14 protein-coding genes are annotated in these 16,012 nt (G+C 40.7%); 8 read left to right on the top strand and 6 right to left on the bottom strand.

Annotated features, from left to right (window positions below):
- Positions 1 to 10: 10 nt before the first annotated feature.
- The 3 genes from V7K53_RS02965 (at position 11) to V7K53_RS02955 (ending at position 4,721) form a co-directional block, all read left to right on the top strand.
- Positions 11 to 733, top strand: coding sequence for a cyanoexosortase B system-associated protein (locus tag V7K53_RS02965; protein ID WP_335196164.1), 723 nt, complete (start codon positions 11 to 13; stop codon positions 731 to 733).
- A gap of 233 nt (positions 734 to 966) precedes the next feature.
- On the top strand, positions 967 to 2,325 hold the full coding sequence (locus V7K53_RS02960) for a polysaccharide biosynthesis/export family protein (RefSeq protein WP_335196163.1): 1,359 nt from the start codon (positions 967 to 969) through the stop codon (positions 2,323 to 2,325).
- A 221-nt stretch (positions 2,326 to 2,546) separates the two neighbouring features.
- A complete protein-coding gene (locus V7K53_RS02955; RefSeq protein ID WP_335196162.1) occupies positions 2,547 to 4,721 on the top strand; it encodes a GumC family protein in 2,175 nt (724 codons plus the stop codon).
- Positions 4,722 to 4,862: 141 nt separating this feature from the next.
- Here V7K53_RS02955 and V7K53_RS02950 read toward each other — a convergent pair whose 3' ends face one another.
- The gene (locus V7K53_RS02950) at positions 4,863 to 5,534 is read right to left on the bottom strand and encodes a rhomboid family intramembrane serine protease (RefSeq protein ID WP_335196161.1); all 672 of its coding nucleotides are present in this window, start codon (positions 5,532 to 5,534) and stop codon (positions 4,863 to 4,865) included.
- Between the two features lie 126 nt (positions 5,535 to 5,660).
- Positions 5,661 to 6,380 (bottom strand): rhomboid family intramembrane serine protease, encoded by a 720-nt coding sequence (locus V7K53_RS02945; protein ID WP_292734774.1) that lies wholly within the window; start codon positions 6,378 to 6,380, stop codon positions 5,661 to 5,663.
- A 252-nt stretch (positions 6,381 to 6,632) separates the two neighbouring features.
- On the opposite strand from V7K53_RS02945, the gene V7K53_RS02940 reads away from it, so the two are divergent.
- Positions 6,633 to 7,247: a tetratricopeptide repeat protein gene (locus tag V7K53_RS02940; RefSeq protein WP_335196160.1), complete on the top strand. Its 615-nt coding sequence runs from the start codon at positions 6,633 to 6,635 to the stop codon at positions 7,245 to 7,247.
- Positions 7,248 to 7,810: 563 nt separating this feature from the next.
- Here V7K53_RS02940 and V7K53_RS02935 read toward each other — a convergent pair.
- The 3 genes from V7K53_RS02935 to uvrB form a co-directional block, all read right to left on the bottom strand.
- Positions 7,811 to 8,413: a Uma2 family endonuclease gene (locus V7K53_RS02935; protein WP_335196159.1), complete on the bottom strand. Its 603-nt coding sequence runs from the start codon at positions 8,411 to 8,413 to the stop codon at positions 7,811 to 7,813.
- A 141-nt stretch (positions 8,414 to 8,554) separates the two neighbouring features.
- Positions 8,555 to 9,115, bottom strand: coding sequence for a Uma2 family endonuclease (locus tag V7K53_RS02930; RefSeq protein WP_335196158.1), 561 nt, complete (start codon positions 9,113 to 9,115; stop codon positions 8,555 to 8,557).
- A 10-nt stretch (positions 9,116 to 9,125) separates the two neighbouring features.
- The gene (gene uvrB, locus V7K53_RS02925; protein WP_335196157.1) at positions 9,126 to 11,123 is read right to left on the bottom strand and encodes an excinuclease ABC subunit UvrB; all 1,998 of its coding nucleotides are present in this window, start codon (positions 11,121 to 11,123) and stop codon (positions 9,126 to 9,128) included.
- A 253-nt stretch (positions 11,124 to 11,376) separates the two neighbouring features.
- On the opposite strand from uvrB, the gene V7K53_RS02920 reads away from it, so the two are divergent.
- The 3 genes from V7K53_RS02920 (at position 11,377) to V7K53_RS02910 (ending at position 13,383) form a co-directional block, all read left to right on the top strand.
- Positions 11,377 to 11,829 carry a hypothetical protein gene (locus V7K53_RS02920; RefSeq protein ID WP_335196156.1) on the top strand — a complete coding sequence of 151 codons (453 nt, stop codon included), beginning with the start codon at positions 11,377 to 11,379 and terminating at the stop codon, positions 11,827 to 11,829.
- Positions 11,830 to 12,172: 343 nt separating this feature from the next.
- Positions 12,173 to 12,355: a CsbD family protein gene (locus tag V7K53_RS02915; RefSeq protein WP_099103871.1), complete on the top strand. Its 183-nt coding sequence runs from the start codon at positions 12,173 to 12,175 to the stop codon at positions 12,353 to 12,355.
- Between the two features lie 389 nt (positions 12,356 to 12,744).
- Complete coding sequence (locus V7K53_RS02910; protein ID WP_335196155.1) at positions 12,745 to 13,383, top strand: histidine phosphatase family protein; 639 nt, start codon at positions 12,745 to 12,747, stop codon at positions 13,381 to 13,383.
- Between the two features lie 40 nt (positions 13,384 to 13,423).
- On the opposite strand, the gene V7K53_RS02905 is transcribed toward V7K53_RS02910, so the two are convergent.
- Positions 13,424 to 14,650, bottom strand: coding sequence for a cytochrome P450 (locus V7K53_RS02905; RefSeq protein ID WP_335196154.1), 1,227 nt, complete (start codon positions 14,648 to 14,650; stop codon positions 13,424 to 13,426).
- 211 nt (positions 14,651 to 14,861) lie between these two features.
- Here V7K53_RS02905 and V7K53_RS02900 point away from each other — a divergent pair, with 211 nt between their 5' ends.
- Positions 14,862 to 15,989, top strand: coding sequence for a succinylglutamate desuccinylase/aspartoacylase family protein (locus V7K53_RS02900; RefSeq protein WP_335196153.1), 1,128 nt, complete (start codon positions 14,862 to 14,864; stop codon positions 15,987 to 15,989).
- Positions 15,990 to 16,012: the final 23 nt, after the last annotated feature.

Genomic DNA, 16,012 nt, shown 5'->3' with positions numbered 1-16,012 from the left:
AATTTTACTGATGATTTCCTTCTCTAAATTTTTCAAGGAAAACCAATTGACTCAGGTAGCAGCACTTTTGTTATTGCTACTGCTGCTAGCAACGGCGGGGATTCCCGGATACCTGACAGGACACTGGCAATGGAAACAACCGCCCTCTGTTCCTACCCTCCACGAATTAAAACAGATCCGCAAGACTGGGTTAACCCTTCCTGGTTGGCAAACCATTGAACAAGCAGAACAGCAAATTGGCGAACATAATTGGTCTTTGCAGGTAATTAAAAAAGAAGGTTCCGAATCCCAAGCAATCCTGCTTTTGTTGCCGCAAAATGGGCCTATGGATCAACCAGAGGTAGAGTGGACAGACGTTAACGGCTGGGGACGATCGCGCTGGGGAAAGTGGGATGTAGCTCAATCTCGTTCTGCGGAATTTACTGTGAAACCATCTGCAAAGTTGGCTTCTAATGTCGAAACTAAAGTAGAAGCTAGGTTTTTTCGCGCCTCCACACCACAGCAAACCTTCGCTGTTTTGCAATGGTATGCGATGCCAGACGGCGGAAATCCATCACCTTTTCACTGGTTCTTGGCAGATCAACTGGCACAGTGGCGCAAGCAACGCACTCCTTGGGTTGGCGTGAGCATTCTGATTCCAATGGAACCTTTGGGGCAGGTAGAAACATCTTGGTCTTTAGCCCAGTCTATTGGCGAAACGGTACAAGCTGCATTAATGGCAGGCCCTTTGTAGAGTCTGTTATTGATGCTCTTGTGCAGAGATTTCTCAAGAGTATCTCTGTAAATTGTGTTCAGGCTGAAACTCACCTAAAATGATGTTAACAACATGAAGTTAGAAATTAAATTTAGCAAAATTAGTCTCTTTCTCTTGGTAAATACTTCTAGATAAAAGAGACATTGAAGGCATTTTTAGAGTAAAATAACCACTCGGCGCGACTAATTTCTATATCAATATTTTCTACACCGATGTTCATAGATGCCAGTTATTATATGCGTGGATTCAGCGCCCTATGTTTTGTCAGTCTTCAAGTAGGAGTTTTCTTAACAACACCTATCCAACTTGTTGTTGCCCAGCCTTTTCCATCGCAAGGACAATCACCAAGGCAATTCCCCTCGCCTGTGCCAGTTAATGAAGTTGCACCTAGTGGTGTAAATGAAGAAATTTCCCCGCAACTCAGCCGCTACCTCTTGGGGCCAGGAGATGCAATTGGTGTTGTGCTTCAGCGTCCGCCTGGTCCATACCGTTTAGGCATAGGGGATGGAATTAGCGTTTCGGTTCAGCGCTTTCCAGATTTAAGCTTTCAAGCTTTAATCAACCCAGAAGGTAATATTGCGGTGCCGTTATTGGGAACGGTTTCTTTACAAGGTTTAACTTTGGAAGAAGCTCAAGAAAAAATTCGCTTAGGTTTAAATCGTTATGTAGTCGATCCAATAATAGTTTTAGCCTTAGCAACGCAGCGTCCAGACCTTAGTTTTCAAGCTGTAATTAGTGCAGAAGGCAACATCATCGTGCCGCAAGTGGGAACGGTATCATTAAAAGGTTTAACCTTGGAAGAAGCTCAAGAAAAAATTCGCTTGGGCTTGAGTCGCTTTTTCCCAGATCCTATCGTGGTAGTATCCTTGGCAGGAACGCGACCAGTTCAAGTTACGATTAGCGGGGAAATATTTCGACCAGGAATTTATCCAATTAATTCACCAACACCCCGCGTTGCTGATGCTTTGCTAACATCTGGTGGTTCAACTTTGAATGCAGACCTGCGACAGGTGCAAGTACGCCGAAAGTTAATCGATGGTTCTGTGATTTCACAAACGATTGATTTATATGCAGCACTGCAAAATGGCGGTTCAATCCCAAATTTACGCTTACAAGACGGAGATGCGATACTCGTGCCCCGTCGTGAAGTCGGCAATGAGGATGGTTATGACCGCAATTTAGTAGCACGTTCGTCCTTGGCCACACCACAGATTAGAGTCCGAGTTTTAAACTACGCTGCGGGTGGTCTTTCCATTCAAGCACTGCCTAACGGCAGTACATTTGTAGATGCTTTGGGAGGTGTAAATCTAGACACTGCTAATCTGAGAGATATCGCTCTGGTTCGCTTTGATTCGGAACGAGGCAAAGCTGTTACTCAAAAACTTGATGCTAAAAAAGCTCTAGGCGGTGATGCGTCGCAAAATGTAGCACTTCAAGATAATGATGTTATTGTTGTTGGTCGGAACCTCATTGGTAGAATTACTAATTTCTTGACCACCATTACCCAACCTTTCTTCAATGTTCAATCCTTTCTCCGGTTTTTTGACAATATCGGTGGTGGATCTAATTAGTAACATTAAAAGCAGGATACAACCTAAAAAGAGTTTGGAGTGTAGGAAGCCACATCTCTAACTGATCTTTGAATTCATTAATGAAAAAATCTTAAAGGTATCAACCGATATATACAGTAGGAAGTTGATAGCATCCTTGTATCAAAGCCACTATCTTTAGTTTGGTGCTTCCTAAATTTTGAATTTTGAATATTTAAATTTTGAATTGGAGCGAAGCGACCATGACCCCACCAATTGTTAAACGCTATCTTATTGCTTTTGATAAATATAAGTGGATTGGACTAGCTAGTTTTGGTTTAGTTGTCGCCGGATCAACTGTGGTAGCTATGCAACCAGAGCCACCTACTAGCTATATAGCATCTGGGGCACTTACTTATAGTGGACCACCAGTTTCTTTCTCTGCAACTGGTAATGAAATCCAACAGCAAGGGAAGGAACTAAATGAGGAAGTTTTACTATCAAACCAGATAATTGCAAGTGTGGCGGAGAAAGTCGGTGTCAAACCGAAACAACTCGGTGCAAGTCTTGCTCTTGCTTTACCTAAAAAAAATGCTAAGAGTGGAGAATTAGAATCTTCTACCTTTGAACTTAAATATGTAGATAGTGATGCCAAACGAGGCATACAGGTATTGACAGAATTGATGCAAGCAATGATCAAGTTGAGTAGTGACATCAATACTGGGCGATTACAAGCAATTATTCAAAAGATTAACGATCGCACACCACAAGCTAAACGGGAATTGCAAATTGCTGAAAAGAAGTTGGAACAGTACGATCGCGTCGAGCGAACAGCAATATTAGCAGCAGAGAATGGCAGCTTGTTAAGCGCCATTACTGCCAGCCAAAATCTCCAACGGCAAATTCAATTAACTATTTCTGGGGTTGATGGTCAAGCTCGCAGTTTACAAAATAAGTTAGGCTTAACAGTCGGACAAGCTTATGTTTCTTCTGCTTTGAGTGCCGATCCAATTATTGGTAACTTACGAGCGCAAATTTATCAAAGTGAATCGCAAATCGCTGTACTCAGAAAAGATTTGCGGCCGGAACATCCAACGATGGTGCAGTTAATGCGTCAGAAACAAGCTGCTGAGGAATTACTACAACAACGTGCTGCTGAAGTTTTAGGTGGTGATGGGACTGCGGCTCCGCTTCAGGGTAGCGTTGCAGGTATTCGCACTCAAAGCAGCTTAGATCCAACACGCCAGCAATTGGCAAACCAAATGGTGTCTTTACAAACCCAACGGGAGACACTGCAACAACAACTAGCTCAAGAAATCCAACTAGAAGCGCGACTCCGGCGAGAGTATGCTCTAATACCCAATAAGCAATTAGAGCGATCGCGTTTAGAACAGGAGGTTGGACTCAAAAAAGCCATCTATGACCAAATGCAGGTGAAGCTAACCGATGCAAAAACCGCAGAGGCAGAAACGACTAGCAGCCTCAGCGTTGCCAGACGCCCCGCAGTCACTGTCGATCCCAAACCTCCGAAGAGTGTGCCTATTACCCTTGCCGTGGGTGGTTTCTTAGGTGTATTGATTGGTGGCGGAGTGATATTTTTGTTGGGAGCGCTGGAAGGGACTTTCAAAACCAGAGAGGATATTCGCGAGAGCCTCAAGCAACGAGAAGTGGCACTGTTGGGAGAATTGCCTTTAATGCCAGTTGATGATTTGGAGCCAGATGCTGTACCGGTAGTATTTTCCCAAGATTCTCCTTATTTAGAATTTTATGAGAAATTCCGTAGTAATATGCGCCGCATTGGTGGTAAAAACTTAAAGGTAGTATTGATTACTAGCACCAGTAGCCTAGAGGGTAAAACGGCAAGTGCTTATAATTTGGGTGTTGCTTCCGCCCGTGCTGGTAAAAGAACCTTAATTATCGAAACAGATTTGCGATCGCCTTCCCGTTGTACATCGTTAAAAGTAATTCCTGACCCTGAAGCCACTATTGAACCCCTACGTTATTACGCTAATTTGAGTGAATGTATTCGTTTAGTTCCTGATGTTGAAAATTTATACATTCTCCCCAGCCCTGGTCCAGTAAGGCAATCCGCTGCTATTCTTGAATCCAGCGAAATGCGGCGGCTGATAGAAGATGTCCGCGAACGTTTTGATTTAGTTATTTTAGATACTAGTCCCCTCAGCATATCCAACGACCCTTTGTTAATTCAACCCTACAGTGATGGAATCGTACTAGTGGCGCGACCAAACTATACGCAAGAGAATATGCTAGGTGAAGCTATCGATCAATTAGTTGAATCTGAACTAGGGTTATTGGGAGCAATTATCAATGGTGCTGATATCATCGTTTCTGTACCTGAAGAAGTTCCAAAATCATCAGCATTTACATCTGAAGTAGAACAGTCAGAAGAAGTTTCAGCGAGTGCCAACAAAAACTAATAGTTTCAAATGTGTAAATTTTAACGCACACTATCGCATTTGCGTTGGCGTCTCTGAAAGAGAATCGTCTCGCAAAGAAGGTTAGCGCAGAGAATTGAAAGGTAGCAATTTTTGTGCTAAGAGTTTCAGGAAATGCTGTATTCAGTCTCGTCGAAACAAGCCAAATAAGGGAGCAAGAATTACCCCAAATACAAAACCACCGATGTGCGCCCAATATGCAACTCCACCAGTTTCCACGCTCATGTTAGCGGCTGTTTGCAGGGTAGCAAGACCAGAAATTACATTTTGCACAATGAAAAGTCCAATTATTACTAGTGCTGGCACTCTGATTGTGGTGATGAAAAACCCCAAAAATATTAAAGTCATGACTTGAGCCTGGGGAAAGCGGATAATGTACGCACCCAAAATCCCAGAAATTGCACCACTTGCCCCTAAGGAAGGAATCTCAGAATTCATCCCAATAAACCATTGGCACAAGGCAGCTAAAGCACCACACGCCAAATAAAAAATCAGATATTTGGCATGACCTAAACGATCTTCAATATTGTTGCCAAAAACCCAGAGAAACACCATATTTGAGATTAAGTGCCACCAACCACCATGTAAGAATTGCGACGTAAATAACGTTATCCACTCTCCATTCAAATTGGTGGTTAACTCTTGAGGTACTACCGCATACTCACTTAAAAACTGACTCAATTGTGCATGTGACAGGCTCACCTCGTGAATAAAAACTAAAACATTCATGCCAATTAACCCATAGGTGAAATACGGGGTAATTCGCGTCGGATTTTCATCGTAGAGGGGAAACACAGGTGTTTTTCCTAAATTATTGACTAACTGCAATATAGCTTGTAAGGCTAGCAGTTGCGAAGGTTAAACAATTTCACCTATTAAATCAATCAGCATACTTGAGGGTAAAAACGATACTATAAAAAATTACTTATACCAAGATTCTTCCTGGGATTTATCACTAAATAAACCCAACAGTGGGCCGAGAATTGCCCCAAAGATAAACCCACCTGCATGGGCCCAGTAGGCAATACCACCGCTTTCCATACCGATGTTGGTACGTGCTTCCAGGCTGGTAAGTCCGTAGAAGGCTTGTTCGAGAAACCAGAATCCTAAAAAGAAATATGCGGGGACACGGAAAGTTGGGAAGAAAAACCCTAAAGGTACAACGCCAAGAACTTCGGCGTTGGGAAAGCGGAGAATGTATGCACCCATAACACCTGCGATCGCACCACTTGCACCCAAAGAAGGAATGCTAGAATCTTGAGCGAAGAACCACTGTGTCAAGGATGCCAAAACACCACAAGATAAATAAAACAGTAAATATTTGGCATGACCTAATTTATCTTCAACATTATTACCAAAAATCCAGAGAAACAACATGTTGCCGGCTAAGTGCAAGAAACCGCCGTGCAAAAATTGCGAAGTAATCAAAGTTGCCCACTCAGGTACTGGTTGATGTACAGAGATACCCGCAAAACTTAAAGTCAGTTCTCGTGGAACTACAGCCGCAAGGTGTAAAAATCCATTTAATGCTTGTGGGGGAAGATTTGCTTCATAAAGAAAAGCGAGGACATTGACAGCAATCAGCCCATAAGTTACATAAGGCGTGATTTTTGTCGGATTATTATCTCTAATGGGAACCACGAGCGTTTTTTCCTGATTTTAAGACAGCAATTCTACAATACGGAATTTTATAAGTAGTTTCTTCTACCTCGTGGATGGATCTCAGTTTAATATTTGAGATTTATTGTAGGACTTACCTTGAAGCAGTAAACATCATGCCATAATTTTCCAGTTAGAGAAGAAAGGAGCTTGACTATAGTGATGATTTTGTTCATCTAAGATGTTCCATAAGATGATATTTGCTAGTTAATTCTCATATAGGCTTGGTTACTCATGTTTTTTTCAAATTCTCTGGAAAATCAACTCCAGCGCTGGAACGAAACCATTCGCAATCAGCCGAAAAATCCCAATGCTTACATTCGCCGAGGCATGGTTAACTTTCAACTGGCCAAGATTGATGAATCTATTCAAGATTTCGACACAGCAGAGCAATTGGATGTCCGTATCAAACCTTACCTCTGGCAACGGGGATTATCGTACTATTATGCAGAAAGATTTGCTGAGGGCGCTGAACAGTTTGAAATAGATTTGACTGTGAATGCTCAAGATGTAGAAGAAACAGTGTGGCGATATCTCTGCATAGCTCGTTCGTTAGGTGTTGAAGAAGCGTGTAATTCTTTACTAACTGTGAAAAATGACCCTCGACGTATTATGCAGCGCGTATATGATTTGTATGCGGGTAAATGTACACCAGACAATGTTTTAACTGTTGGTAAATCAGAAGGGATAAGGGGAAATTTTTACAGTCATCTTTACTTGGGACTATATTACGAAGCTCAAAATAATCTTGATTTAGCTCAGGAGTATATAGTGAAAGCTGCTGATAATTACAAAATTGATGATTACATGTGGTATTTAGCGCAGGTACATAAGAAGTTACGAGGATGACCTAAGATTTTTCTTAGATAAACTACCAGTTGTCTGCAATTGCTGGAGCTATTAATTGCTTCTAACACTTCCAAAATTTTCATTGTTTTATCACTGCTATAACTAACAATTAATTGTTATATTGCTGCTGTTTTCTAACTCTTTTTATAACTCCTGAACGTAGTTTGAAATAGATTTAAAACTCGCTCAACTTCAAGATTAAAAGCTGGAAAAACTTCACCTACCCATTTCAAAGTCTTACTTTTCTTTTCCAATAATCTTTCAGCAGAGTCTGATGAAATGTTGAATATAAAATACCTATCTGTTTTGCTTGATAAATCTGAAACTAAACCAATAAAAGACCGAGCCTCACCCAATAATGAGGATGATAGAGCGTAAAACTTACATTCGATGGACAGAAGTATCTCGGATGAACGGGGAGCAATCCAGTATCCTGGGCTACTTCATTGTCTAGCTTCCTCTCTCGATAAGACAGCAACATCACACTCCTGCAAAAGATATTACCTATTCTCTTGTCTCTCCAAAAGACTAAGATTTATGAGGCAACCTTATCAATCATCTATTCAATTTTCAGTTGCTTCAGTTTCAAACTGTACTTGTCTATACAAATGGGCGATCGCAATTTCTACATCCACCGATTCCAGCCGTAATATATCGCCCAAATTATACTCCGACAGCACCCATTTCCCCTGTTCGTTGCGCCGAAAGACTTCTACAACAGGTTGAGCTACTTGTACTAAGACATATTCTTGCAAGGTTGGAGATTGACGATATTTGGCAAACTTTTTCCCTCTATCGGCTGCTTCTGTTGAAGGTGATAGCACTTCGATAATTAAGCAGGGAAATTGTACCAATTGTGGATCGGTATCTCGCTCATCGCAAGTTACCACCACATCTGGATAAAAATACTTTTGCCCCGGTTCTACCTGAACCTTCACATCTACAATGTATACTTCGCAGGTGCGTAGGCGTAGCCCGTCGTAGACATCGGTTAAGGCATCATCTAGAAGCTTCGAGAAATTCAGAGAAATCCGATTATGGTTGCGTGTAGCACCACTCATCATCACAATTTCGCCATCCCAATACTCGTAGCGTTCCTCTTGGGTAGGTTCCCAAACTAGATATTCTTCTGCACTCATCAAAATGTTGTCGGGTAAAGCAACCATCGGCGCGATCTCTTAATGATTCACTTGATTTAGGATAGCGAAAAATGGGCGTTTTTTTTAGTATGACTATTCCCACTTCCTCTGAACATAATAAGCATCGAATTTTTATTTCTGCTAATAATAATTAATGGCGATCGCCTCCTAGATTTTTCGCAACAATTCCCGAATAGCGATCGCACAATCAGGGAAAGCTAAAGGTGAAATTGTCACGTCCTCTGCAAGTATGCTCTCACTGTGATAGCCGTCTGGACTGGGGAGACGATACATATACAACTTGCGTCCATTGACATCTAGAATCCAGTACTCAATAATGCCTGATTTAGCATAAGCAATCGCTTTTACTTCTCGATCGTATTTGAGACTGGAATCAGCTATTTCAATCAGTAAAAACACTTCGGAAGCATTGGGATGGCGATCCTCATAATCTAATGGATTCAGCTTCACCACTGAAATATCTGGTTCTGCTTCCGAGTAATCGTCAAGTTGCACTGGTGACTGGATTCTTAATAAAACTTTGTCACCCAAACGTTGACGTAATAACCTTTCTGTGCGGGTAATTGCTGATTCATGAGCAGTACCTTTTACTGACATTCTGATAATTTGTCCCGCGATCAATTCTAAGCGTTCTTCAGGATGAAAAATCCCCGTTTCCGCCATTTTGTGATATTCTCGAACACTAATTAGGCGAATATTGGTGAGCATAAGATTCACGTTAACGTCCTAGCATTTTATCTCGCAGATGTTTAATGCGATCGCGCAATTTTGCCGCCTCTTCAAATTCCATTTTCTTCGCCGCTTCTTTCATCTGCGCTTCTAACAAAGTAATCAACCCTGGAATCTGTTCTAATGGCAGTTCATCTATATGTTCATCTACAACTTTCAAGTCAGTTGCATTTAACCGCCGAGATACATCTAAAAATGCCAAAATTGCATTACTTGATTTTTTGACAATTGGTTGTGGTGTAATCCCATGCAGTCGATTATGTGCTGTTTGAATACCACGCCGTCTATCTGTTTCATCAATAGCTTTAATCATGCTACCTGTCATATTATCGGCATACAAAATCGCCTGTCCTTGGATGTGACGCGCGGCTCTACCAATAGTTTGAATTAAGGAACGCTCGGTTCGCAAGAAACCTTCTTTATCTGCATCCATAATTGCTACTAAAGAAACTTCAGGTAAATCCAAACCTTCCCGCAGCAAATTCACACCAACCAAAACATCAAATGCACCATCGCGCAAGTTCTGCAAAATTTCAATGCGCTCAATAGAAGTAATCTCGGAATGTAAATACCTTACCCTTATCCCGTGGTCTTGCAAATATTCTGTTAAATCCTCCGCCATCCGTTTAGTTAATGTGGTAATTAACACTCGTTCATGGCGATCGGCTCTATCTTTAATTTCTCCTAACAAATCATCAATTTGCCCTTCTGTGGGACGCACGGAAATTTCTGGATCGACCACCCCAGTTGGTCGAATCACTTGCTCAACTACACGATCTTCAGAAACTTCTATTTCCCAATTTCCGGGAGTTGCTGAAACAAAAATACACTGATTTACTTTTTGCCAGAATTCTTCTGCTTTCAAAGGACGGTTATCAGCAGCGCTAGGAAGTCGAAATCCATGTTCAATTAAAACTTTTTTTCTCGCTTGATCGCCGTTATACATACCACGAATTTGTGGCACTGTAACGTGAGATTCATCGATAATTAATAGCCAATCTTTCGGAAAATAATCAATTAAACATTCTGGTGGATCTCCAGCTTGTCTTCCTGCTAAGTGACGAGAATAGTTCTCAACGCCGTTGCAATAACCGACTTCGCGCAGCATTTCTAGGTCATAGCGTGTACGTTGATCTATACGTTGCGCTTCTAATAGTTTCCCAGCTTGTTCTAAGTCTAATTTTTGCTCTTTTAACTCGGCTGCAATATCATGACAAGCTACTTCTAATCGTTCTTCTGGAGTGACAAAGTGGCGTGCTGGGTAGACATTTACGGCTTCCAAACTTTTGAGAATTTCCCCTGTTACCGGGTCAATGTAGCGAATCGCGTCAATTTCATCACCAAAGAATTCGACACGAATAATTCGGTCTTCATAAGCTGGGCCAATTTCTAAGACATCACCTCGGACGCGAAATTTTCCCCGACCCATTTCGATGTCGTTGCGGCTATATTGAACGTTGGCCAAATCCCGTAAAATTTGGCGTTGATTTACTTCCATACCTATCTGGAGGGGAATAGCAGCTTTTAGATATTCTGCTGGCATTCCTAAACCGTAGATGCAGCTGATGGAAGCAACGACAATGACATCACGGCGTTCAAAAAGCGATCGCGTCGCTGAATGCCGCAACATATCTATTTCATCATTAATTGCCGCCGTTTTTTCAATATAAGTATCAGTGACGGGAATATACGCTTCTGGCTGATAATAATCGTAGTAGCTGACAAAATACTCCACTGCGTTGTTGGGGAAGAAATCCCGCAACTCGTTACAAAGCTGTGCAGCCAGGGTTTTGTTATGCGCCAGTACTAAAGTCGGCTTGCCAATTTTTTCTATAACTGCTGCTACCGAAAATGTTTTGCCAGTTCCAGTGGCTCCTAGTAAAGTTTGGTAACGATTGCCTGATTGGATACTAGCAGTTAGCTGTGCGATCGCTTGTGGTTGATCGCCTGTGGGACTAAAGGGAGCTTGAAGACAAAATTCTGTCATACAGTTTTGCTGTAAATACCCTATCTCATGGTGACGATTCCGCTCTGTATCTATTGTAGCTGGCTTATTAAAGCAAACAAATAGTAATAATTATTTACAAAAATTATTGCTTTAAATTTACTTATGTATTAGTTTTAAAGATTCTTATATCTATATGAGGTTTTTTAAGGTTAAACTCTAAGGTATATGGGAAAAAATTTCATCTTTCCTTAATTATTGTAAAATTCAGTTAACAAACTAGAGGTGTTCGTTTATGACTATTAGCAACGCTGGCAAAGCAACCAGTTCTCGGCAGAAGTATGCCAAGTCTACAGAAGAAGTTGAAAATCAACAAGACCAGAGCTTGAATGCAGATAAAGTCGAGGAAGTTAATGAATTGCCAGTAGGAGCTTCTGGAACGCTCGCCATTTCTGGAATTCGTCCCATAGGCGCTAGCGACTTAGAAGTTGCTGAACACCTTTCAATTTCTGGGGTGCGTCCCGTTAGCACCAGTACCTTGGAAGTAGTTGAAACCTATAACGCAATGGGTATTCGCCCAATAGGTGCTAATACATTCCAAGTTGTTGAAAGTATTAATCTCTCTGGGATTCGTCCAATTTCCTCAAGTTCATTGGCAATTTCTGACAGTTATTCCACTTTTGGGAATCGTCCCATAGCACCAAATGAGATTGACAATTCTGAAAGCCTGATGGGTTTTCTAGATTAAACAAAAAATATCCCCATAACTTTCATTAACCCAGTTTCTATACGAAACTGGTTTTTTATTTAAAAAGCAAAAATTACCATCTGTGACATTTGTTCTATGTCTTTTAGCATAGGTAACTAAACTATTCTCACTTTATTTTATATTCAACTAACAGCCAGAACGCTTACTACAACTAACTTTCTTAATTACGAATTACCAATTACGAATTACAAATTATTGAATCTGCCTTGTGGTGGAAGGCTTTAGCAAAAAATTTAAGTTACTGTGTAAAGGTAATAACAAAGAGTTTCAAAGTTAGTTTATCGCTTTGAAATTAATTTTTAATTGAATCAGGAGTATCAAAATGAGCATAGAAGATCGCGCAAAGGCTGCTGCTAAAAATGTTGAAGGTAAAGCCCAAGAAGCATTAGGAAACGTCACTGGAGATCCAGAAGATAAAGCCAAAGGTAAAGCAAAGCAAGCCGAAAGCGAAGTACGTCACGGAATTGAAGACGTAAAAGATAATGTAAAAAAGAACATTGACTAGTAATTCATGATTTTTTTTGCAGAAACTCTAGGGATATAAATGGGGTGGATTCCATTTTTGCAAGAAAAAATTACGAAATGCTAAATATTCAATGCTATGCACCTTTATTCTATTCTTAGCAAGCGTTGAAAGATAAAGGAATAGCTTGATTGACAGAAATTTTATAGAGACGTAATTAATTACGTCTCTATATTTATGCTTAATTTATTCTTATAATTATTAGAAAGCAATAATGGCAATATCTACGACAAGCGTAGCTAGGGCAACTTTGCCAAATCTAAAAATTATTTCAAATCTCAAAAATTGTAGTAATATACCACAGGCATTAACTATCTTTAGCTACATCTGATTGTTAGCGCTTTTAAATTCACAATCGATGAGAATATACCGTGAACCTAACTCTTTATTTCCTCCGTCACGGACAGACAGAATGCAGCCGCAATAATTCCTTTTGCGGTTCTATAAATTCAGAACTTACTCCAGAAGGGTTGGAGATGGCAAAGGCTTTTGCTGACGCATATAGTTCTATGGATTGGACAGCAATATTTTGTAGTCCAATGCAGCGAACTGTATTGACAGCAAAACCTTTGTATGAAGCAATAGGGATAGAACCACAACTTAGGGATGGTTTGAAGGAAATCAACTATGGCTTGTGGGAAGGAAAAACTCCAGAAGTAATTAGCCGTGAATATCACGATGATTATATTCGCTGGTCAGCAGATCCTGCTTGGAATGCGCCTAATGGTGGAGAAATGGCGGTTACAATTGCTTATCGTGCCTTGCAGGTAATTGAAGAAATCAAGCAAAATTACACTAGTGGTAATGTGTTAGTGGTTTCACACAAGGCAACTATCAGAATTATTCTGTGTAGTTTACTAGGGGTTGATGTGGGACGCTTCCGTTTTCGTTTGGGATGCCCTGTTGCTTCGGTCAGTATTGTAGAATTTACGTCACATGGCCCGCTATTAAAGGTTTTGGCAGACCATAGTCATTTGGATGAACGGTTGCGAAATTTACCAGGAACGTGAGGAGTCACTGACATTGCATTACTCTCACTAGGGGATCATTTTAGGGATTGAAAGCTACAGGCATTGATTTCATACCTCGCAAGGATGGATTTTGATGCCATTCAATTCGATCAGTATCCAAGTGGAGATTACTAAGGCGGCGCACAATGGTATTAATGGCAATTTGTGCTTCAAGTCTGCCAAGAGATGCACCGAGGCAAAAGTGGGTTCCTTTTCCAAATGCCAAGTGTGGGTTTTCAGGGCGTGTAATGTCTAATTTATCGGGGTCTAAAAATTGCTCATGGTCACGGTTGGCAGCACCAATTACCAGAAATAGGCGTTGCCCTTGGCTAATTTGTTTGCCATCAATTTCGAGATCGGTAACTGCTATGCGGGCCTGACGTTGTACTGGGCTGTCATAGCGCAAAAACTCTTCTACAGTAGTTGTAACTAGCGAGGGGTCATCCTTTAACTTTTGCATTTGACTAGGATTTTTGAGTAAAGCAAGTAAGCCGTTAGCAATCAGGTTGGTGGTAGTTTCATGACCCGCAAAAGTTAAGAAAACGCAATTGGATAAAATTTCGTCGTCATTGAGAGAATTTCCCTTTTCTTGTGCAAAGATGAGGCTACTCATGAGATCATCTTGGGGATTATGACGACGTTCTTCAAGGATGTGGCGGAAGTATTCGGTCATTTCGATAATACTTTGTTGAGCGCTAGTCAAAATTTCTGGCTTCATGCGGAACATACCAAAAAATTTTGCCAAATCGTTAGACCATTTCTTTAACTGTTCCCAGTCTTCGGACTTTGCGCCCAGCATTTGGGCGATGACGATCGCGGGCATTGGGTAAGCTAAATCATGAATAATATTCATGTTACCCCGCTCATAGACACCATCAATTAGTTCGTCTACTAGCGTCTGAATTCGCTCTGCCATGCTGCTAATGATACTAGGAGTGAATGCCTTGTTAAACAACGCACGCAGACGCGTGTGTTCTGGGGGGTCGCAAAATAGAATCCATTTTGATAGAGTTTCCAGAAGGGGAAGTATATTCTGTTGCTCTGATTCTGGTATTTTACTAATAGGCGGACGCTTGGCCGAAATCCGTTTGTCTTGCATAGCTGCGGCAACATCTTTATAGCGCACTAGATACCAGCCCCCAAAAAAATCACTCCAGTAAACAGGATCTTCTAATAAAATACGGCGGTAAGTAGGATAGGGATTGGCCAGTACTTCTGCGGCAGATAGATTGTATCGGTCTTGTTCTAGATTACTGAGTGACGACATGAGTTAGAAGCGATTAAGGACATAACTCAATAATTCTATATCTGGTAGCATCCTAGAGCAAAAGCAACATTCAGGTTGCTTCGTCTGTACTGCGACATACTAGCTCAAATAATTGCAACTGCTTCCCTTACGAAAATACTTGGTATGATTTGGGTTTATGTGGCTTTTGATTTATTACAGATACAGTCATAATTTACTCAAATAAATTTTTATGCAGCCAGTTATTGAAAGCATTGTATTACGTCAAATGGCTTCGGGCGATCGCCTCTACTTACAACTATACAAATTCATCGGCGCTCAACCTGGTAAAAAGGTTTACATTCAATCTAATCTGCATGGTGCAGAAATTGCTGGTAATGCCGTTATTCACCAGCTAATTGAGTTTTTATTAACAATAAATGATTCAGATTTAACTGGAGAAATTTGGCTAGTTCCCGTTTGTAATCCAATGGGGACGAATGAACGCGCTCATCATTTTTCCCCTGGTCGATATTGCGTTTACGAAGCCAAAGACTGGAATCGCATATTTTGGGACTATGAGAAAGAAGCTGATGATTTAGTAGCTTTTACTAAATCTCAACTTCATATCGATCTAGAGGTCGTTCGACAAAATTATCTAACTATAATTCAGCAAAAATTCGCAAAAATTTTAGAAAAGATTAATTCTTCTGGTGGTGTTCCTTACACTGAGCTTTTTGGTTACAAACTACAAAAATTGAGTTTAGATGCAGACTACTTAATTGATTTACATAGTTCTACCAATCAAGCATTAGACTACGTTTATTACTTTCAAAATCGAGAAGACAGTGCCAAATACTTTCTACTCGATTTTGGAATCTTGCTTAATAAATATGATGGTGATGCTTTTGATGAAGCTTTTATCAAACCTTGGTTAGCACTAGAAAATTGTTTTAAAGAGCTTGGTAGAGAAATCAAGTTTGATGTGGAAGCTTGGACATTGGAATTAGGCTCAGGAATGCAAATAAACCCTGATTCAGTCGCTAAAGGGGTACGGGGTATAAAAAACTATTTAGCACAAAAAAGTTTACTGCAAATTCCTGATTTATCAGGTGACACAAAAACCCATGAAATGACTTTTGCATCTAGCAGTAACCGGAAAAAATATTATGCGATCGCAGGTGGTATGATTCAATCCAGAATAGAATTAGGCACTTCAGTAAAAGCTGGAGACAAACTCTATCAAATTCTCAGTTTTAATAAAGAAGGTAAGTTACCGAGTGTAACTGATGTCTGCGCTCAACATGATGGATTAGTTTATGATCTCGCAACTAATCAAGCCGTGAATGAAGGCGAATTTGTGTTGGGAATTGTTAGTTAGTCATTGGTCATTGATCATTGGTT

Source organism: Nostoc sp. (assembly GCF_036917355.1).
Taxonomy (GTDB): Bacteria; Cyanobacteriota; Cyanobacteriia; order Cyanobacteriales; family Nostocaceae; genus Nostoc.
The sequence above is the reverse complement of the archived record's forward strand: the minus strand, read 5'-3'. Positions and strand labels throughout refer to the sequence as shown.